Source organism: Alloacidobacterium dinghuense, from assembly GCF_014274465.1.
Lineage (GTDB): Bacteria > Acidobacteriota > Terriglobia > Terriglobales > Acidobacteriaceae > Alloacidobacterium > Alloacidobacterium dinghuense.
This window is the reverse complement of record NZ_CP060394.1, coordinates 4,081,748-4,101,867: the sequence shown is the minus strand read 5'-3', so window position 1 is coordinate 4,101,867 and position 20,120 is coordinate 4,081,748. Positions and strand designations below refer to the sequence as shown.

Below are 20,120 nucleotides of genomic sequence, written 5' to 3'. Positions count from 1 at the left end.
TAACAAGGCCTTTAGGCCCGGATTCGTCGCTTACATTGAATCATAATTCGGGCCACCTCCGCCTTCCGGAGGTACCCAGTTGATGATCTGATAGGGATCCATGATGTCGCACGTCTTGCAGTGCACGCAGTTGGCAAAGTTGATATGCAACTGCTTGCCCGAAGGCGTTTCGCTCGACTCAACCATCTCATACACCGCAGCCGGACAGAAATACTGGCACGGATTGCCAAATTCTTTGCCACAGCGGCTGTTACAAATATCCAGATTCTTGACGACAAGATGCACCGGTTGATCGTCATCGTGTCGCGTGCCAGAGTGGTAGACGTCCGTGAGGCGATCAAACGTCAACTTGCCATCGCCTTTCGCATTGCCAAGAAAATGCTCGCGCCCATCGCCATACGGACTCAACGCATCCGCATGTTTCATGCGCAGATAGCCTGCTTCATTCTTATAGTCAGGTCCTAGGTTGCCGCCGCGCATGAGCTGTTGAATCCCGGCTTTCACCAGCCCGTCATAGAGCCCATGCTCAAACGCCTGATGAAAATTCCTGACCGGATAGAGCTCGTCATAGATCCAGCTTCTATCGACCGAAGTCTTGTATTCGCTCAGCGTATCGGCAGAGCTGTCGTCCGAAAGCAGAGCATCAAACGCCGTCTCGGCCGCCAGCATCCCGCTCTTGATCGCCAGATGAATCCCCTTGAGCCGCTGCGAATTCAGGAAGCTCGCCGAGTCGCCCAGAATCATCCAGCCATTGCCATAGATGCGCGGCATCGTCAGCCATCCACCATAGGGCAACGTCTTCGCTCCATAGCGAATCATCTTGCCGCCCTCAAGAAGCCTCCGCGCTAACGGATGCTCCTTGAAATCCTGAAACACATGGTGCGGATCGGTCCGCGGATCCTCGTAATCCAGCCCTGTCACATATCCGATCGAAAGCTGCGTATCGCTGATGCCGTAAATCCAAGCCCCGCCATATTCCTTCGTCGTCAGCGGATAACCGAGCGTGTAAATCACCTCACCCTTGGCCACACGCCCAGCGGGAATCTCCCAAAGCTCCTTGATCCCGACCCCATACGTCTGCGCGTGGTAAAAATCTTCAAGCCCGAGCCGCTCGATCAGCTGTTTGGCGCAGTTCCCACGCGTGCCCTCCGCCAGAATCGTAATCTTCGCCCGCAGATCGTATCCCGGCTCAAAATTCGACTTCTGCTGCCCCTGCTTATCGACACCCTTATCATCGGTACGGACTCCTGCCACGCGCGCAATCTCGGCATCGCGACTGTCATCGTCAAAAAGCAGCTCAGAGCCCGCGAAGCCCGTAAAGACCGTAATGCCAGCCTCTTCGACCTTCTGCCCGAGCCACTTCACAAACTTGTTAATCGAGATGACGTAATTGCCATGGTCCCGCAGCGGCTGCGGAACCATCGGAAACTTTCGCGCGTTGCCCTTGCTCAGGAAATAAACCGACTCCTTCGTGACCTCGGCATCGAGCGGCGCTTCCGACTCGAATCCCGGCAGCAGCTCCCGCATCGAGCGTGGATCAAGCAACGCACCGGATAAACAATGCTGCCCCACCTCGCGCGCCTTTTCGAGAACGTAGACGTTGTCCTTCGAAAGCTGCGAGTCCGGATGATGCGCATTGTGCTCATCAATCAACTGCGAAAGCCGCAGCGCACAAGCCATCCCCGCCGGCCCCCCGCCGATGATGACAACATCGGCCTCCATCTGTGGGCGTTCAATATCTTCAATCGGTTTACGAAAAGTGATCATGGTCGACCGACCATCTTACAGGATTAAACGTGCATATTATTTGGATCGGCCAAGCATCGAGCGCGATTCTCACAAGTACCAACTAAACAGAAGCAAAACAGCGCAAACAGAGTAGCCGCCAACAAGCATCCAAGCAATTGGCCTTGCGATTCTCGTGAATGATTTGATCCGCTCTGAAGGTGCATCGACACTAGATCGAGAAATGATCAACAAACAGGATGCACATATTAGTTTCAGCCCCCAAAACAGAACTGCTTTCCACTGAAAAGCCAGTTCTGTTTTGAGTAGACTCGACAACGGTGGATGATAGGTCGAATTCCCGCTGAAGAGCGTCTGCGCTTGAAAAGCTAAATAGATAAGCCAGCTAATGATGGCATTACCAGCCAACCAGTAACCAGCACCGCGTTGCCAAACTATAGCTAAAACAAGGGCGGGTAGGTCAAGCAAACATCCAAAAAGGAGAAATACACGAAGCCAGATGCCGATATTTGTAGGCGCGGTAAAAGTTAGCCCAACGTACAGAACAAACTCGACCAGAAGAAGTGGACAGCCAGCAAGAACAATGAGAAGGACGAATTTGAGTAGTGATCTTGATCTTTTTTCAACCGTGAGTTCGTTCATAACAGAATTAGTCGATAGTTGCTTACGCATTTGCCTTCTTAATCTCCTCCGTCAGCGCAGGCACCACATCAAACAGATTCCCAACCACGCCCACATCCGCAATCTCAAAGATCGGAGCCTCAGGGTCCTTGTTCACCGCAACAATCGTGCGCGAGCCTTTCATGCCAACTATGTGCTGAATCGCCCCGCTGATCCCCAGCGCCACATAGAGCTTCGGAGCCACCGTCTGCCCGGATGAGCCAATCTGCCGCTCCAGCGGAAGCCAGCCGTTATCGCAGATCGGACGCGAAGCCGCAACCTCGCCGCCCAACGCTTTCGCCAGCTCTTCGGCGAGCGCAAGATTCTTCTGCTCCTTGATCCCGCGCCCGACCGCGACAATGACCTCCGACTGCGAAAGATCGACCGCCTGCTTCGCCTCCTGAAACACCTCATGTGGAGTCACGCGCGCCGCGCCATCTGCAACCGCAGAAGTTACATTTTCAACCGGCGCAGATCCGGCCTCAGCCTGATCTCCACGAAACGCTCCAATCTGGAACGTAGCCAGCCACGGTCCATCCGAACCAAACGAAACGTCGGCCGCAAATTTCCCCTGAAACATCTGCCGCGTGAACAGCAGCTTGCCGTTCTCGTACTTGTAGCCAATCGCGTCTGAGATCAGGGTCTGGCCAAGCGCCAGCGCCAACCGGGGCGCAAAATCACGCACCTGGTAGGTATGCGGAAAGAGCACCAGCTTCGGCTGCTTGTCGGCGATGAAGTGCTTCAACGCGAAAACATACGCGTCAGAAGTGTAAGCAGCGAGCACGGGAGCTTCCAGCGCATACACCCGAGCCACAGCCTTCGCAGCCAGCTCCTGCGCGAGCGATCCAACACCGCTCCCGGCAAGGACAACCTCGACCGCCCAGCCCGTCTCTTTCGAGATAGCCTGCGCAGCCGCAATTGTTTCAAAGGAGACGCGGTTCAGCTTGCCTTCGCGCTGCTCCGCAATCACAAGAATAGTGTCTGCCATACACACCTCAGGGGAGCCGAAGCTCCCCTCTGGTATTAATCAAGTTTGTCATCCTGAGCGAATGCGCCAGAGGCGCGAAGTCGAAGGACCCGCGGGTCTCCTCAACTAAAGACTCGAAAACTCCGGACGCCCGCGCTTCAGATACGTCCCATAAAGCCCGAAGACCACCGCCAGAATCCCAGTGAGGATGTTGTAGTACAGCATTGGATGCATCGCGCCCGGTGAATACTGCGCATCCTGCCCCGACCACAATGTAAGCAACACGGCGAAGAAGGCAAACTGTCCGCCAATTACCTGATACGTCAGTCCCCACTGACGGCGCTTGTCCAGAGCTTCCACTTGATCGGGCGTCAGGTTGCGTTCCTCTTCGGGAATGTTCATGTTCGGCATAGTGTTCTGATCTCCTGAAACGATCTATGACAATGATTAAATCACGCGGGCGGTATTTTTGAGATACTCGGTAATCTTTCGTGCCACTTCCGTCGGCGGGCCCTCGACCATTTCGGTCTTTTTCTGCTTCACGGGAACGTAGAGCCGCTCTATCTGCTGCAGGTTCTTGCTTAGCTTCGGCTCTACGTCAGCCCAGGCGATCTTGCGCAACGGCTTGTTTTTTGCCTGCTTGATCCCGATCAAACTCGCATAGCGCAGCTTGTTGATCCCGCTCTGGATCGTCAGCACCGCCGGCGTTTGCATATCGATGAACTGGTAATGCCCAGCCTCCAACTCCCGCTTCAAATGCAACCCTGAGTCCGTCTTCTCAATCCCGATAATGATCGTCGCGTGCGGCAGTCCCAGAATCTCCGCCAGCAGTACGCCCGTTTGAGCCGCGCCAAAATCATCCGACTGGAGCCCGGTCACGATCAGGTCGAAATTCTCCTCAGCCACAGCCGCCGCAATCGCGCGCGCCGTATTCGTCGAATCGAGCTGAACAAACTTGTCGTCTTCCAGATGAATCGCCCGGTCCGCGCCCTTGGCCAGCGCCTCGCGCAACACCTGCTGCGCCCGCGCCGGACCAGCCGTGATCACGACCACCTCGCCGCCATGCTTTTCCTTCTGCCGCAGCGCCTCTTCCAGCGCATAGGCATCCGGCTCATTGACTTCGTAGGAAACCTCCTCCCGAATCCACGTCCCGGACTCGTTCAGTTTCAGCGGAGCATCCTTCTGCGGAACCTGCTTGATACAAACCAGAATCTTCATAGGTGAACGCGTCAGTATATCGGATTTACCGTGAGTCGGTCCTTGGGCATCTAATTCCAGATTGGAAAATGCTGTCATCCTGAGCGCAGCGAAGGATCTGCTTTGCAGGATGTATGTGCCAGAGTGCGCTTCTGCTATTCTCCTGCCATCATGCGGATCAAAATTGGGTCTTGTGCAATGCTGCTTATGCCCCTCCTTGCGCCGACAGCCCCCGCCCACACACAACAGCTCTCAGAGCCCGAGCACGCCATAGTGAGCTACATCCAGGCCAACGAGCAAGCCTCGAACGACCTCCTCAAAAAGCTGGTAGAAATCAACAGCGGCACTCGCAACCTCGAAGGCGTCCGCGCCATAGGCAAAATCATCACCGAGCAGCTCGACGATCTGGGCTTCCAAACCAAATGGATCCCCATGGACGAGGTCAAGCGCGCCGGCAACCTGATCGCAGAGCACCCGTGCCCCGCGCCCGGAAAGTGCGGCAAACGCATGCTCCTCATCGGCCATATGGACACGGTCTTCGAGAAAGACAGTCCCTTCCAGCACTACACGGTGAGTGGCACCGGCAACGGCAACATCGCCACGGGCCCCGGCACCAACGACATGAAGGGCGGACTCGTCATCATGCTGTACGCCCTCAAAGCCATGCAGGCCGCTGGAGTGCTCAAGCAGACTGACATCACCATCGTCCTCAGCGGCGATGAAGAGGCTCACGGTGAACCTGCCACGATCTCCCGCCGCGACATGATCGCCGCCGCCAAACACAGCGACGTGGCGTTGGAGTTCGAGGGCACTCCGCGCGTCAATGGCGTCTTCTATGGCAGCGTCAGCCGCCGCAGCTCCATCACCTGGCGTATCAAAGCCACCGGCGAAACCGGGCACTCGTCGGGAATCTTCTCGGAGAGCAAAGGCGACGGAGCCATCTATGAAGTTGCCCGCATCCTCGACGCCTTCCGCACGCAGCTCCCCGAAAAATACCTCACCTACAACGTCGGCCTCATCCTCGGCGGAACCAGCGTCAGCGTCGATTCCGAAGGCATCTCAGGCAGCGCCACTGGCAAGGACAACATCATCGCGCCCACGGCGTACGTCAGCGGCGACATCCGCACCATCTCGAACGAGCAGTCTGATCGCGTTGAAGCGAAGATGAAAGCCATCGTCGCCCAGCACCTGCCCAAAACCAACGCGACCATCGAATTCGGCGAAGGCTACCCCGCCATGGCGCCTACTGAAGAAAGTCGTGCGCTGCTTCGCATGCTCAACGAAGCCAACAAGAGCCTCGATTTCCCCGAAATGCCCGAACTCGATCCAATGAAGCGTGGCGCAGGCGATATCGCCTTCGTGGCCGACACGCTGCCCGGTCTAGCCGGCATCGGAGCCACCGGAGAAGGCGCGCATGCCCCCGGCGAAACGGTTGACTTGTCCGCGCAGCCCATCAATACCGAGCGCGCTGCCCTGCTCATGTACCGCCTCAGCAAAGTCGATGCAAACGCCGACCTGAAGTCGCTCTACCCCGCAACGTCCCCGCAATAAACGCGAGATAAAATCAAGCCCATGCCAGACAATACGCAATTCTCCGAAGCGGTCCTCGATCGAGCCAAAAAAATCAAGCTCTTTCTCATGGACGTGGACGGCACCCTCACCAACGGCGGTGTCTGCCTCATCTCACCTCCCGGCGGCGGCGAGATTCTCGAGATGAAAGTCTTCAACGCCAAAGACGGCGCAGGGTTGACGCTCGCTCACATCATGGGCCTCAAAACCGGCTTCATCACAGGACGCAAGTCGCCCGCCGTGCAGCAGCGTGCCCACGAGGTTCATGTGGACTACGTCTATCTCGGCCAGGCGACCAAGAAGGCCGCATTCGAAGAGTGCATGCAGAAGGCTGGAGTCACAGAAGAAGAAACCGCCTACATGGGCGACGACCTCCCCGACCTCCCGCTCGCAGTACGCGCAGGACTCGCAGTAGCTGTCGCCGATGCAGCCGTAGAGCTGAAAGCTGCCTGCCACTTCATCACCACAGCCCGCGGGGGAGAGGGCGCGGCACGAGAAGTAATCGAACTCATCCTGAAGTCCCAGGGCCGATGGGAAGAAGCGGTTCCGAAAGCGCTGGCCTAGCGCGATGAGCCGACGGTTGTTTCCGGCACAAGGCGAACAGGTCCAAGGATCCCGGAAGGCAGTGGCTCCAGATGCTCCATATCCTGCGGGCTAAATTTCTGTCCGTACCGCAGATTCAGCAACCGATAATCCGGCAGAGAGCGTCCCGCAAGTGTATTGATCGCCGTATTCGCGACGTCAATCTCCAAATGATTTTTCCCGGGGTGCAGGAGCGCCGTCACGTCAACGCGATAAGGCGGTCGCCACACTGATCCGGCTTTCTGCCCGTTGACGGAAACCATCGCCACCTCGCGAATCGGCCCCTCCAACAGCGCGTGCATGCCGGGCTTGCGTGGATCATCTGCTGGCAATGTCGTACCCTCGCCAAAATCCAGAAAATAATGCCGGTCCGAAGTCAGCGCCGTGACCGAAAGATCAAAATCCTTCGAATACACAGCATGTCCCGAGAAGTAGCGAGTAGTTTCAGCCTCCGTCCACGACCGGAGCGAAGCCATGCTCACATGACGATGTAACTCCGGAAAATCAACCTGCCAGCCGTGGTTCAAATCGATCGTGTCACCGCCGACCGCTGCACCAACCCAACGCTCAGGCAACGAAATAGAGCCATCATGAAAAACGAGCACCCGCGACTCATACGGAGCCAGATTTAAATCCGCGTCAGCCCGATAAGCCTTACCTGAGAAAGCATCCCATTCCTCTGCCCCCGTCCATCGCGAAGCAAAGTGAGCCTTCATCGAAACCGCATGATTGCCGGTATTCGCAACGAAATAGACATCGGCGACCGGCAATTTCCGCCGGATGAACCCAACCTCCGGGGCAGGCGCGTCAAGCTGCATATCGGGTGCAACCGCCTTCTTCAGCAACCCTCCGGCCCCAGCATCATGAGCCGCGAAAAACCAGCCCGCCTCATGCGACAGCCTCCGCGAAAGCGCCTCCACTTTCGAAGTATCATTCGCGTCCTGCAACCCCGGAGCGCGCTGCGGCAGGCGCCCCACCGCAACCACCTTCCCGCCCCCTCGTACATACGCGGCAATCTTCTGGAGCGTTGCAAGCGATATCCGGTCCACATGCGGCAGCACTAGCACCGGATACCGAATCCCCAACTTGTCTATTGCTACGGAGTCGACGTAATCAAGGTTGTATCCAGCATCCAGAATGCTAGCCGACAGTTCCGGCGTGATGTAACCAGCCATGTACTCTGTCACCCCAACATGCCCCGGAGTAAAGTCGGCCTGCGCATCATCCGTCGGCACGTACACCGCAACTTGATTCGCCGGTTCACCCTGCCGCAACAAGAAACTCAACCGTTGAAGATACCCAGCAATCTCCGGCATCACCGGCCACCACGGATTGTGCTCATTGAAAACCGCCGCCGCGTAGAATGCGTACCCCGGCTCGCCCGCGTAGGCAGGCGAGTAGGGCCACCCATGCCCCACAAACTGATTCACGCCCTCAAGAAAAAACCGGTCCGCCTCCGCCTTCATGTCCAGCGGCACCGCGCGAAATGCCGGCGAGTGCAGCCACGTCCAACTCTCTGCCGAAGTCACAGGACGCCCATACAAATGACTTGCCGACGTAGCCCACCGTGTATAGGAAAAACTACGCCACTGCGGACCTTCGCCCTCAGGCAGATCCACCAGCGCATTGCTCGACAACGTAACCGCCGGCTCACCATACGTCTGTGAGCGAAACAGCGTGTGATGCGCGTGCGCCCACTCCGTCAGCGGCTCCAGATAGTTCTCGTCTACAAGCTCGCCGAGCGTTTCGCCCCAGTCATGCCGCACACTCTTTGTCAGCTCGTCGCTTCCAGCAAACAGCTCTGGCAGATGTGGCGTCAGATCGTATCCGCGCCGCTTCTCAAATTCGCTCAGGAATTTCGGCGTCCAGTCCGAGTCATAGACTTCCAAACTGTCGCTGAAGACAGACGAAGGCGGCTCGCCGCCAAGGGCTTGCAGCAGCTTCTCGCCTGCGTAATGAAGGTGATTCTCAATCGCCGCTCGGTCAAAGTGATCGAGCACAAATCCCTCAGCCCCAACCGCCGCCCGCTTCACCTGCTGCCCCGTTCTGCTGCTGATAAAGTACAGAACCACCCGCTCCGCATCGCCCGTAGGCACGAACAAGGCACCCTCGCCAGCCGAAGGCAACGCCAACCGTTTTGCCGACTCCGGATCGTAGCTCGCCGCCGTACCCGCAACTACAAAAGCCGCCAGCAGCGCCTCGCCATTTTCGAGAGCAGCAACGCCACGCGGTCCGCGCCCGCAGGCAGCGGCGCGGTAGCCAGCCGCAGCTTCCCGGCAGCCTGCGTCACAGGAACATGCGGTCCGCCATAAGGCCACCCGCTTCCCAGCGTGATGCTTACGCGCATCCCAAGCTCGCGTGCCGTCTTGTTGGCGAAACTTACAGACTGCAGAAAATCATCGGAGAGATACGGCGTATTGCGGATCCCTTTCGCCGGATCATCCAGCGTGAGCGCATATACCGGCTGAATCTCAATCCCGCCAATACCACCGGCTTTCATCGTGCGCAGCTCGCGCTCGAGCTCGCCATCTTCCACCGCAGGCCCGAACCACCACCACCGCATCATGATGCGCGCATCGTTCGGCGGATGGACAAAGTTCTGCCACAGAGAAGCAAGGGAATCAGACTGCGCGTGGCAACACGAAACACACAGGATAGCGATTAGCAGCAGCACGCACTTCCAGCGGCGATTCGTCAAAGCGCGCTCCGGCTTTTAATCAAGCAGACTGAAGAAACGCAACCGACTGCACGCCCGCCACCTCGAACCGCTTACGGCAGCGAATATTCTTGCACGCCACCATATCGTCTTTTCGGACCATATAGGACTGCGCCTTGGCAAAGCGCGCGCGGTCGCGCTCGTCTGCATGTCGAGGCAGCCCGTTGCGCTTGCGCCTTACCAGCCACGCAAGCTGATACTCGTCTGCCTTGCCGCAATGCGGACAGGTAAGCATATGGCTGCGCTGTTCATTCTGCTCATTGAAAAAGTCGCGTTCTTCCATAGCAAAACACCTCCACATCGACCACGAAAGTATTTCATACTGGTCGGACGTCAGGAAATCATTTACTCCACCAGCAACAACGGGACACTATGGTAAAAAAGAAGCCAAAGAAGTTCTCCGCGGTCAAAGCCGTCAAGGCCAATGCGCGCGAGCGCGTCGGCCAGCCAAAGGCAGAGCGCGTCATCGAAGACGCACCACGCGAAGAGCGCCGCAAAACGAAATACAAACCTACACTTGGAGAAATTCTCAGCAGCGAGGATTAAGCATGGCAAAGGCAATAGGTTTAGGTGGTGTCTTCGTACGAGCCCGCGATCCAAAGGCGCTCTACGCGTGGTACGAAGCGCATCTCGGGCTCAAACCCAACGGGGGCTGCTTCATCTTTCCAGCAAAGGAGCAGCAGGCTTACACCGTCGTTTCCTTCTTCACTCGGGACGACGCCTACTGGCCCACGCAGCAACCCGCCATGCTCAATTTTCAAGTCGACGATCTTGATGCCGTGCTCGACGCGCTCATCGCTGCCGGAATCAGTGTCGATGCAAAACGCGAAGACACCGAGTACGGCCGCTTCGGCTGGTTCAATGATCCAGAAGGCAACCGTGCAGAGCTGTGGCAGCCTCCTGCCTAAGAAAGCGCAAACGAAAGAATTCGTTAGGTAAAAGAGAAAGGCACGCGTATGCTGAGGAAATAGGGCAGTTCGCCCTTCTTCCTTCATCTGGCTGCCCCTGTTTCCGAGCGGCCGCTTGACCCGAGGCAAACGCTCTTCGCGAAATGAGGCAATATGCGCTCTCAGCTGGTCTACTCAGCGGCCGTAAAGGTCGAGAACCGTTTTCTGCTGGCTACAATCACCATTCGCGCAGTAAGGCGCCTGCACATTATTTCCACTCGCACGGAAGATACCGCAAATAGAGTGCTTACAGATCTGGCTGCCGGAAACTTTCTCGAAGTGAAGACGCCAGAACTGAAGCCGTTGCCGCTCATTGAGGCACTCTCCATCACGCCCGCGGCCTGATAGTTCGAAGAGCACACAGCTTAAGGAAATCTTCAGCTTATGCATGATACGCTGACCATTGGTGTATGTTTCCGAGGCTGATCGCATTTCTCCTATATCTTTTCTGTGTATGCCGAGTCCTGGCGCAAGCCGCGCCTAGTGATGAATGCACGATTCACTCCGTTAAACCCTGCATCGTTCACGTCGCGCAGGACGAGATGGGAATCGTCACCAGTCCGTTCCGCATCAGCGGAAAAGATCTGTTCTGGATCGCGCCCTTCGGCGTTGCAACCGGATTTGCCATCGACTACGACGCTCACCTCATGCGCGATCTCGGTGTGAATCCAAGCCGCGAGGACAAGTTCAAAAAGTTCTCGGACTACACGACCTATGGCGCCTCCGCTGCTCCAGTGGTCGGATACCTGGTTGGTATGGCGAAGCATGACGACTATCTTCAGGAATCCTCCGTCCTCGCCGGAGAAGCCACTCTCGACGCCATTATCCTGAATGAGGGCTTGAAGTATGCCATCAACCGCCAGCGTCCCTATCAAGGCGATGGAACCGGAAGATTCTGGCCCCACGGCCCCTCAACCTGGCCAGACGGCCAATCGATGCCATCGAACCATTGCATGATCATGTGGTCCTTTGCGCGCGTGATCGCTGGTCAATACAACGCGCCTGGCACCAAGATAGCCGTCTATTCGTTGGCGACTGCTGTATCCGTATCGCGCGTTCTGTCCCGGGAACACTTTCCCTCAGACGTCATCGTAGGCAGCACTTTTGGATATTTGATCGGCGACTACGTTTTCCGCCATCGATCAAGGCAGGCCGGCCTATTCTCGATATCGGCTGTAAATACAGTCAACGGCAAAGGCGTGCAAGTGGATATCAATTTAGGCCGCCATTAGTGCCATGTCATGTCGCAGACTGCTGCCAACGCCAGCAATGCGACGGGCGGTGTCAGAATGTCTCGCGTGATGCCTGCTCAAATCTTCAATATTCCAGCGCAATTGATGGCAGCCCAACCACTGACCCCACCTATAACTACTGGTATAAGGTGACACAATGCACCAGTGTGTTGGTTCTTTTGTGGACCGGGAGAGGCTCTCCCAAAGTTGATCGATGATATCGTCCGCATCAGGTCTTGAACGATTTAAGTCTGATCGGCTTCTCTCGGTTCCGTGGTTCGAATGCTGTTTAGGATGCTGCTGGGGCTGGAGCTGGGGCTCCTCTTCCGCCATTTCAAGAAGCGTTATCCGAGTCTCCATGTCCGGAGTTTGGTGCATCAGTTCCCTCATTTTTGCGGGACTTTTGTAGGCATTGGTTCTCCAACTCGTGCAGCTCTTTTGAATATTCATCATCTTTTGATCGCTGCGGATGACTCGCCACATACAGAGGTTGGATTTGTGTCAACAATCCACTAAGCTTGCACCATTCGTTTTCAAATCTGCTGATTTCGCTTCCTGCATTGCACTCGCAACAGCTCCTGAACTGTTCGCAATAGCGAGGCGTGAATCAGGAGCTGCCGAGTCGGGTTTCTTTTGCGGCGTATTGCCCACTGTCTTAGTGTCCATGGTCTGGACTAGAGGTTCCTTCGGCATTCACTGCTAGCCGACACCGGGTTGAAAACAGACGCTTGGCGCTGCACTCGGAACTGAGCGTGAAGAAAGAGTGCGTCGCGTAAGCGTTCGGGTGGAGGATCCAGTTTCTTCTTTTGGCCGCCTCAGCCGGGCCAGATGGAATGGTCTACCCTGAGGTTGGAGAATTAGCCATCGGAAGGCACAATCGCTTCTGAGTCGCGCGGTGTTGCATCTGCGGTTGGAATCGGGGACTGAAAGCCAAAATCCCCAAAGTCGCGGCTTGTCTTTACTCCTTCCGGGACCGCTCCATAATTCTACCTGTTTGTTGTTTGGGATCAACCCTTGGTGAAAAGGCCATTCCCATCAATAGGCAGATATGAATTCAAAAAGGTCCCAAAGGAACTGAGGATCGACGACTGTTATGGGGTTAAGGCTGTCACCCAAGCCGTTTCTAAGCAAGACTTGGTACGCCCCAACTGGAGGGTATAAACCGTCTTCTGGATTGTTGGGCGAAACGCCATCGAATTGGTCATGCAGTCCACGCGATCGTAACTGCCGCATAAAGGGTTAACTGCGGAAAAGTCTTGCTCGATAAAAAGCTGCCGTATAACCTTTGGACAATGTTTCTAAAACATCGAGCACGACACATCGTTCAAGATCTGGCCTTGGCAAACATGTTATTGAAAATATTCGCTACTGGGCAATCCCGTGAGTTATCTACTCTTGGTTCGGGATCTGCGAACTGGCGGGTGACCGACGATAATTTCTTAGATGTTTGTTATTTTTGGATAATGTTGTTTTCTTGTTATTGTGCCCGGGGAAAGAGAGAGAACTATTACATCAAAAATTCTCCAAATGCCTCAATCGAGAGCTTGTCATTTCCACATCCAGACAGTAGGTTCTGCTCAAGGAGTGTTTGATGAAAAAAATGGAGCTTGCATTCTTAGTGATGTTATTCATGCTTTCTCCGGTCATAATGCGGGCGCAAGTTGCTCCGGCTCAAACAGGGGGTAGCACTTTTAGGCTAGCTCTTGGAGCGGGTTTTTCCCCATTCAAGACGGACTATGCTCCTCAGTGGATGTATGGAGTTGCCGCATATGGGGACTTAGATTTCCGCAGGTGGATCGGAGTAGAGGTTGAAGGACGCACGGTTCAGTGGAATGTCACTGGCAATCTTCGCGAGGATACAATAGGAGGTGGCCCGCGGGTTAGAATTGCACATATTGGGCGATTTGTTCCATACGCTAAACTGATTACAGGTCTAGGGAGTATTGATTTCCCGCCCGGTCGTACAAGTCCTCACTATACCCACGATACCTTTTTTTACTGGGCTCTTGGCGGTGGTTCCGATTACAAACTTACACCGCATGTTTATCTGCGGGGTGAATATCAATATCAGTGGTGGCCTGGATGGAAGCCCAATGGCTTGACTCCCTATGGTTTTACCGTCGGGGCAAACTATCGGTTCTAGGGTCTAAGTCCAGATTTCTACACCAGAATAGTATGCCATCAAAGCCAACGCTCCCAGCACTCTTGAAGCATTCTCGTCACAAAAGGATCTTAACCATAGGGACCTCTATGCCATAGTTGTGGGACTGCAACCCTTGCAATTCGCTACGGAGTCGCGTGCCCTTGTGTGAGGCCATTCCGTGTATTCTGAGTTTAAATGTGAACTATGATCTCTATGGCATGTTGAATAGCTCTGCAGTACGAGTGAAAATCTTACATCACTTATACTCGCCGTCAGTATTCATGCCGATTCAATTAGCACTTGAGGTGCGCACTGCATCATGAAAAAGGCTTTAATCACCGGTGTTACTGGGCAAGATGGCTCATATCTTGCTGGACTGCTCTTATCAAAGGGATACGAAGTACACGGAATCAAGCGTCGTAGTTCGCTTTTTAATACCGATCGAATTGATCATCTCTATCAAGATCCACATGACCGGAACCGCCGGTTCATCTTGCACTACGGCGACATGACTGATACGAGCAGCCTTCAGCGTGTCATTCAGGACGTGCAGCCGGACGAAATCTACAATCTTGCTGCACAGAGCCATGTTGCAGTCTCGTTTGAGGAGCCGGAATACACGGCCGACGCTGATGGGATTGGCACACTCCGAATACTAGAGGCGATCCGGATTCTTGGCCTTGCTGCGAAGACGCGTTTTTATCAGGCCTCTACCTCCGAACTCTATGGAAAAGTGCAGGAGGTGCCGCAATCGGAATCAACGCCATTTTACCCGCGCTCCCCATATGCGGTCGCCAAGCTGTATGCCTATTGGATTACCGTAAACTACCGTGAGGCATATGGAATTTATGCATGCAATGGTATCTTGTTCAATCATGAGTCGCCAGTCCGCGGCGAGACATTTGTCACGCGCAAAGTCACACGAGGACTGGCTCGCATCAAGGTAGGATCGCTGGACACAGTTTTTCTCGGCAACCTCGACGCGAAACGCGACTGGGGGCATGCCCGCGACTACGCCGAAATGCAGTGGCTTATGCTTCAGCAGCAATCCCCCGACGACTATGTGATAGCAACCGGAGAACAACATAGTGTTCGTGATTTTGCCACTATGGCAGCAAGCAAGTTAGGCATTCAGATTACCTGGCGAGGGCGGGGCGTTGAAGAGCGAGGCTATGACACAAGTGGTAAGTGCATTGTCGCCGTTGATCCGCGCTATTTCCGTCCGACGGAGGTCGATACGCTGCTCGGTAATGCTGCGAAGGCTCGTCAGAAGTTAGGTTGGCAACCCCGAACTTCTTTTGAAGAATTGGTAACCGAGATGGTGAATTCCGACCTTGAAGCTGCCGAGCGCGATGCTCTGGTCCGTAACAGTGGCTATAGAGTCCTCGAACATCATGAGTAATGCAATGGATTTTGGTGCTCCTATTTTTGTAACTGGGCATCGCGGTTTAGCGGGCTCAGCTATCATGCGGCGCCTGCAAGCTTTGGGCTACAAAAATATACTACTGCGTAACCGGCAAGAATTGGATTTATTCGATATCAGGGCGGTTCGCGCATGTTTCCAGGAAACTAGGCCGGAGTATGTGTTTTTGGCTGCAGCGAAGGTTGGCGGTATTCTAGCAAATCGCGATTCCCCGGCAGATTTCATATCTCAAAACCTTCGCATTCAGAACAATATAATCGAGGAGTCATATCGCTCTGGCGTAAAGCGTCTTCTGTTCTTGGGGTCCAGCTGTATTTATCCTAAGCTTGCTCCACAACCCTTACGTGAAGAGTATCTGCTGACGGGGCCACTTGAGTTTACAAATAGAGCCTACTCAGTCGCAAAGATAGCGGGCATTGAGATGTGCCGTTCCTTCAATCGACAATATGGAACCCACTATCTTGCGGCAATGCCCACGAATCTCTATGGCTTGGGTGACAACTATGATCCGCAGACTTCACATGTCTTCGCGGCGCTGATACGTAAATTGCATGAAGCAATGGAGCGTGGTGAAGATCAACTCAGCGTCTGGGGAACAGGCAATCCTCTACGAGAATTTCTCTGCAGCGATGATATGGCTGATGCTTGTGTTTACCTAATGAATATGCCACAAGCTGAATTCGACAGGCTCGCTGCCAATGAAGTCGAGCCGCCAATGATTAATATTGGTTTTGGCAGTGACATCACAATTCGTGAACTGGCACACACGATGGCTAAGGAACTCGGGTTCCAAGGCAGAATCATATTTGATACAAGCATGCCCGATGGAACACCGCGTAAGCTACTAGATTCAACTAGGCTGTTTTCGTTTGGATGGCGGCCTAAGATACAACTTCAAGAAGGAATTCGATTAGCCTACGATGATTTCTTAAGACGTGGGCGATCCGACACTGCAGAATAAGAATCAATGAGTGCTTTTTGTCCTATCAAGGTGGTCGAGGTCTATCGGGCGGAGGATTTCAAAATATCAACGACATTTTCGATCACATAGTCGATTTGTGTTGAGGACATTGTTGGAAAAATAGGCAGCGAGAAATAACGCGCATATTCTTGAGTCGCGACCGGAAAATTGTCTGCGCTGTATCCATAAGTTTGTTTATAAAAAGGGTGCATGTGTAATGGAATGAAGTGAACGCTGCAGCCTATCCCGCGCCCGCGGAGTTTTTCAATCATCTCAGAACGTGTTATGGAGAGTTGTTCCAAATTCAGGCGTAGCACATACAGATGCCACGACGAATCACACTCGCTGCGAACGGTGGGGACCTGCAGGGAGGGTTCAGTCGCAAATTCCTTACTATAGAGACGCGCAATTCTTTCGCGAGCTATCCGCATTTCATCGCACTTATCGAGTTGAACAAGTCCGATAGCCGATTGGATATCAGTTAAATTGTATTTGAACCCGCTATCCAACACCTCATAGTACCAGGAACCCTCCGCGCTATAGCGTTTCCATGCATCGCGACCAATGCCGTGAAGCCGCATGATACGCATACGATTAGCCAGATCTTCGTTGTCCGTAGTGACCATGCCGCCTTCTCCAGTTGTTAAAGTCTTAGTGGCATAAAAGCTAAAGGCTGTGAGTTCACTAATCGCGCCGACTGGAACTCCGCGATAAGATGCCGGCAGCGAGTGCGCGGCGTCTTCGATCACGCGCAAATTATAGCGAGTTGCCAGATCTCGAATTGCATCCATGTCACATGGCTGACCAGAAAAGTGCACCGGAATAATTGCCCGAGTCTTGCTCGTGATTCGCCGTTCTGCGTCGATCGGATCTATGCAAAGGGTCTCCGGATCGATGTCGACCAACACCGGCTTTGCCTTGAAATAAACAACGACCTCCGCGGAAGCGGTGAATGTCGTTGTAGGGACCAGAACCTCATCCCCCTCTCTTAGTCCAATGGCATCCAAAGCCAGGTGCAAACCTGCCGTACAAGAGTTAACCCCGACGGCATGCTTCGCACCGACATACGATGCAAATTTCTGCTCAAATTCGATAGTCTTTGCACCCATAGTGAGCCAACCGGAGCGAACGACGTCAGCAGCCGCCTGCGCCTCCTGTTCGCCCACATCAGCGGAATGAAACGGAATAACCTGTTCTTGCACTTCTGTCATCTGATATCACACCCAAAACAACCATATAACATGTCGAAAGCACCACAGGCCAGATTTCATGTTGTGTCGAATACAATCAGCCTGAACCAACATCATAACTAATGTTTTGGCAATCATTCGTCCTGAAAACAATATGCTGCCTTTCCAGAGTCATAACATGCTAGGCGAAGGCGAAATCGGTTTATCCCTGCGGAAGATAGCAGTGATAGTCTGAATGATAATGGCCATATCTTTTCGGAAGTTCCGCGAACGTAAGTATTCTTTGCTAATCTTAATCTTGTCTGGAAGGATTACTCCTGTATAGTGTTTCACTGGATCTGGTGCAGCGCCTAAGAGTTCAGCCTCGTGTCGATACCGGATGGAAGCAGGATCAGTAATTCCCGGCCGCACGCGAAGAATTTCTTCATAATCTGAGCGAAACTGCTCGACAAAAGTCGCGACCTCTGGACGAGGTCCGACAAAACTCATATCTCCACAAAATACGTTCCATAACTGCGGTAGCTCATCAAACTTAAATCTGCGAAGGAACCCACCAATTCGTGTGATACGAGCTTCTTGCCCGCTAGTGATTTCTGCGCCAGAATTGCCATTGGTCATGCTACGAAGCTTCCAAAGGCGAAATCTACGGAAGTTTCTACCAATCCTGATTTGGAGAAAAAACGACGGTCCCGGTGAGTCGAGCCGCACCAATATTGCCATAAATAAGATAAGGGGCCATAGCAGCAATAATGCGAGCCCTGATACAGCGATATCAAAACCCCGCTTCAGCATTTGCTGGATGATCCTAGGGAATAAATAATGTTGGTTGATATTTCTTTGATATCTTGATCTATTTCTGCGCAAGAGCGACTGTATAAATTCATCCAGCGGTCTCGTTCTTTTAAAAACGAACTATTCAATTGAAATCCATTGACCCGATAGAAGGTATTGACCAATTCATTATTATCTCGATCGGTGGTCAAAAAAATATTGAGAACCCCAGCTTTCCTCGTTTCTTCACAAAATGATGCAAGTAGGGCTCGTCCAATTCCTTTGCCCTTTGCCTCTGGAGCAACGCCAATACTGCTAAGAAGGGCCGCAGAACTCACGTTAGTAGGCTTTTCGCCTCGATAATGGATAGCAAAGACGAATTTTCTTCCAACACGTATAGGATGACGGAGAAACGACGCCGCGCCCGCCCACAGAAATGCAAATCCCCGACGCTGAAGTAGTCGCCGAAAAAATCCCTCGGGCTGTATTGTCCCAGCGACGAATCCCGTTACAATCCCATCTATGCTAATCGCTACTAGACAGATGCCTGATGGCTCGACGATGAATCCACGATAGAGTTCGCGTAGAAAGCGTCTTCCCAGTGATTCGAGAAAGAATCCTTTGAATGCATCTAAGTGAATTTGTACGACGGCATCCACGTGCGAGCGGTTAGCAGAAATCACCTTGAGATTGCAAGGCATTACGGAATAATCATAGCGCGACGTCATCGACTAAGACTCACTCCTTGGGGAAGCTTCTCCTTAACGCCTTGGAATCCTGCGGCTTTCAAGATGACGTGCAAGACACGAGGCAATGTGAATTCTCGCGTAAGATTATGAAGTGCATATTCTCGTCCTGCCGCACCCATCTGATTCAACGTATCTTTAGACCGCCCGCTTGCCCTTATGATGGCATGCGCAATTATTTCAGATGAATCAGGATCAACGACCCATCCAGCTCCTGTTGCAAGTAAGGTCAAAGCTGTGTCTGATTCCGGTAGAACCGCAGCGATTACCGGGCGCGCCGAAAGGAGATAAGAGATGAGCTTCGATGGAATTGAACTAAGTGATTGACTCCTTTTTGTTGGCAATAACAAAACATCCGCCATTTGCAGAACAGACCCGGTCTCTTCAACTTTCCATGGACTGTGAATGATCACATTGTCCAATTGCTTTCTTTCAATTTCCTCGCGGCATGTTGGTAAACGCGAGCCATCGCCCGCGATCACCAGGAATAGCTTTCGGTGATTTTTCAATCGATCAAATACATCCACCAGCATCTCGGCGTTTGAAGCCATTCCTACATTGCCCGCATAAACAGCCACGAACGCGTCATCAGCAATCCCGAGGCGGCGACGGAACGCCAGAGCCCTGGATGTATCGGTGGCGATGAAATCTTCCTTTCCCCAATTGGGAATGACATGCAAGCGGTCCGCTTCGATCCCACGCTCTTCCGCATAGAGTCGCCGAAAACGGTCTGATATGACAACGATCTGTGCGGCCGAACGACTAGTCGCGGCATCCATTCGCTTCAACAGTCTGTAGAGCCACTGACGCGTGGACGAACGTTCTTGAGACTCAAGGGATTCAGGATAGGCATCCTGCACACTTAACACGAGAGGAATACCGCGCAGTCTCGCTATGATTGCTACTATTCCCGTGGCAAAGATTGGCCATGTGTTTGAATAGATCACATCGGGGCGCTTGCACAACAACGTTCGTAAGCCGGATGAAATTCCGAACGACAAGTTTTCCGCAAAGCGGCTTAACATTGTAGAACTTGGAGAGAATGTGCCGAAGCAACTGGTTAGTACGCACCCATCATCCATCATCTTGGTTGAGTACAGTGACCGGGTGTACCCCTTATACAATCGCCCTTGTGGACGACTGGGAAAAGGAGCGAAGATGCGTACGGAATGACCGCATCGCGATAATTCTTTTGCGATCGCCGCGCTCGTCTGTGCGGATACCATTGGTTCCGGAGGAAATACCGCCGAGACGATTAAGACTCTCATTC

Annotated in this window: 21 protein-coding genes; 9 read left to right on the top strand and 12 right to left on the bottom strand. The window is 53.6% G+C overall.

Annotated elements, in window-relative coordinates; genetic code table 11:
- Window positions 1-30: 30 nt before the first annotated feature.
- From H7849_RS16935 to H7849_RS16915, 5 genes are all read right to left on the bottom strand, one after another.
- Window positions 31-1,767 (bottom strand): electron transfer flavoprotein-ubiquinone oxidoreductase, encoded by a 1,737-nt coding sequence (locus H7849_RS16935; RefSeq protein ID WP_186740909.1) that lies wholly within the window; start codon window positions 1,765-1,767, stop codon window positions 31-33.
- Between the two features lie 69 nt (window positions 1,768-1,836).
- Entirely contained in the window at window positions 1,837-2,418 is a 582-nt protein-coding gene (locus tag H7849_RS16930; RefSeq protein WP_186740907.1) for a hypothetical protein, read from the bottom strand.
- The gene (locus H7849_RS16925) at window positions 2,411-3,394 is read right to left on the bottom strand and encodes an electron transfer flavoprotein subunit alpha/FixB family protein (protein WP_186740905.1); all 984 of its coding nucleotides are present in this window, start codon (window positions 3,392-3,394) and stop codon (window positions 2,411-2,413) included. The genes H7849_RS16930 and H7849_RS16925 overlap by 8 nt, the downstream gene beginning before the upstream one ends.
- A gap of 105 nt (window positions 3,395-3,499) precedes the next feature.
- On the bottom strand, window positions 3,500-3,784 hold the full coding sequence (locus tag H7849_RS16920; RefSeq protein WP_186740903.1) for a hypothetical protein: 285 nt from the start codon (window positions 3,782-3,784) through the stop codon (window positions 3,500-3,502).
- Window positions 3,785-3,820: 36 nt separating this feature from the next.
- Window positions 3,821-4,591, bottom strand: a complete 771-nt coding sequence (locus H7849_RS16915) for an electron transfer flavoprotein subunit beta/FixA family protein (RefSeq protein ID WP_186740901.1) — start codon at window positions 4,589-4,591, stop codon at window positions 3,821-3,823.
- 177 nt (window positions 4,592-4,768) lie between these two features.
- Here H7849_RS16915 and H7849_RS16910 point away from each other — a divergent pair, with 177 nt between their 5' ends.
- Entirely contained in the window at window positions 4,769-6,121 is a 1,353-nt protein-coding gene (locus H7849_RS16910) for a M20/M25/M40 family metallo-hydrolase (protein WP_222439675.1), read from the top strand.
- Window positions 6,122-6,142: 21 nt separating this feature from the next.
- Window positions 6,143-6,703, top strand: a complete 561-nt coding sequence (locus tag H7849_RS16905) for a KdsC family phosphatase (RefSeq protein WP_186740899.1) — start codon at window positions 6,143-6,145, stop codon at window positions 6,701-6,703.
- Here the strand turns inward: H7849_RS16905 and H7849_RS16900 are convergent.
- The 3 genes from H7849_RS16900 to H7849_RS16895 all read right to left on the bottom strand — a co-directional run bounded on the left by H7849_RS16900 (window position 6,700) and on the right by H7849_RS16895 (window position 9,720).
- Entirely contained in the window at window positions 6,700-8,754 is a 2,055-nt protein-coding gene (locus tag H7849_RS16900) for a glycosyl hydrolase (protein ID WP_251106822.1), read from the bottom strand. The two genes, H7849_RS16905 and H7849_RS16900, sit on opposite strands and share 4 nt — an antisense overlap.
- A gap of 143 nt (window positions 8,755-8,897) precedes the next feature.
- A complete protein-coding gene (locus H7849_RS26925) occupies window positions 8,898-9,419 on the bottom strand; it encodes a glycosyl hydrolase (RefSeq protein ID WP_251106326.1) in 522 nt (173 codons plus the stop codon).
- Between the two features lie 19 nt (window positions 9,420-9,438).
- A complete protein-coding gene (locus H7849_RS16895) occupies window positions 9,439-9,720 on the bottom strand; it encodes a hypothetical protein (protein WP_186740897.1) in 282 nt (93 codons plus the stop codon).
- An 89-nt stretch (window positions 9,721-9,809) separates the two neighbouring features.
- On the opposite strand from H7849_RS16895, the gene H7849_RS16890 reads away from it, so the two are divergent.
- From H7849_RS16890 to H7849_RS16860, 7 genes are all read left to right on the top strand, one after another.
- A complete protein-coding gene (locus H7849_RS16890; protein WP_186740896.1) occupies window positions 9,810-9,983 on the top strand; it encodes a hypothetical protein in 174 nt (57 codons plus the stop codon).
- Between the two features lie 2 nt (window positions 9,984-9,985).
- Window positions 9,986-10,345, top strand: a complete 360-nt coding sequence (locus H7849_RS16885; protein ID WP_186740894.1) for a VOC family protein — start codon at window positions 9,986-9,988, stop codon at window positions 10,343-10,345.
- 153 nt (window positions 10,346-10,498) lie between these two features.
- Window positions 10,499-10,729 (top strand): hypothetical protein, encoded by a 231-nt coding sequence (locus H7849_RS16880; protein WP_186740892.1) that lies wholly within the window; start codon window positions 10,499-10,501, stop codon window positions 10,727-10,729.
- A 197-nt stretch (window positions 10,730-10,926) separates the two neighbouring features.
- The gene (locus H7849_RS16875; RefSeq protein WP_186740890.1) at window positions 10,927-11,616 is read left to right on the top strand and encodes a phosphatase PAP2 family protein; all 690 of its coding nucleotides are present in this window, start codon (window positions 10,927-10,929) and stop codon (window positions 11,614-11,616) included.
- Between the two features lie 1,591 nt (window positions 11,617-13,207).
- The gene (locus tag H7849_RS16870) at window positions 13,208-13,759 is read left to right on the top strand and encodes a porin family protein (RefSeq protein WP_186740889.1); all 552 of its coding nucleotides are present in this window, start codon (window positions 13,208-13,210) and stop codon (window positions 13,757-13,759) included.
- Window positions 13,760-14,078: 319 nt separating this feature from the next.
- Entirely contained in the window at window positions 14,079-15,161 is a 1,083-nt protein-coding gene (gene gmd, locus H7849_RS16865; protein WP_222439674.1) for a GDP-mannose 4,6-dehydratase, read from the top strand.
- On the top strand, window positions 15,154-16,143 hold the full coding sequence (locus H7849_RS16860) for a GDP-L-fucose synthase family protein (RefSeq protein WP_251106325.1): 990 nt from the start codon (window positions 15,154-15,156) through the stop codon (window positions 16,141-16,143). Before gmd ends, H7849_RS16860 begins: the two co-directional genes overlap by 8 nt.
- Window positions 16,144-16,184: 41 nt before the next feature.
- Here the strand turns inward: H7849_RS16860 and H7849_RS16855 are convergent, their stop codons facing one another.
- From H7849_RS16855 to H7849_RS16840, 4 genes are all read right to left on the bottom strand, one after another.
- On the bottom strand, window positions 16,185-17,354 hold the full coding sequence (locus tag H7849_RS16855) for a DegT/DnrJ/EryC1/StrS family aminotransferase (protein WP_186740888.1): 1,170 nt from the start codon (window positions 17,352-17,354) through the stop codon (window positions 16,185-16,187).
- Between the two features lie 150 nt (window positions 17,355-17,504).
- Entirely contained in the window at window positions 17,505-18,125 is a 621-nt protein-coding gene (locus H7849_RS16850) for a sugar transferase (RefSeq protein ID WP_186740887.1), read from the bottom strand.
- On the bottom strand, window positions 18,119-18,832 hold the full coding sequence (locus tag H7849_RS16845; protein WP_186740886.1) for a GNAT family N-acetyltransferase: 714 nt from the start codon (window positions 18,830-18,832) through the stop codon (window positions 18,119-18,121). Before H7849_RS16845 ends, H7849_RS16850 begins: the two co-directional genes overlap by 7 nt.
- Window positions 18,829-20,076: a glycosyltransferase family 4 protein gene (locus H7849_RS16840; protein WP_251106821.1), complete on the bottom strand. Its 1,248-nt coding sequence runs from the start codon at window positions 20,074-20,076 to the stop codon at window positions 18,829-18,831. Before H7849_RS16840 ends, H7849_RS16845 begins: the two co-directional genes overlap by 4 nt.
- Window positions 20,077-20,120 lie beyond the last annotated feature (44 nt).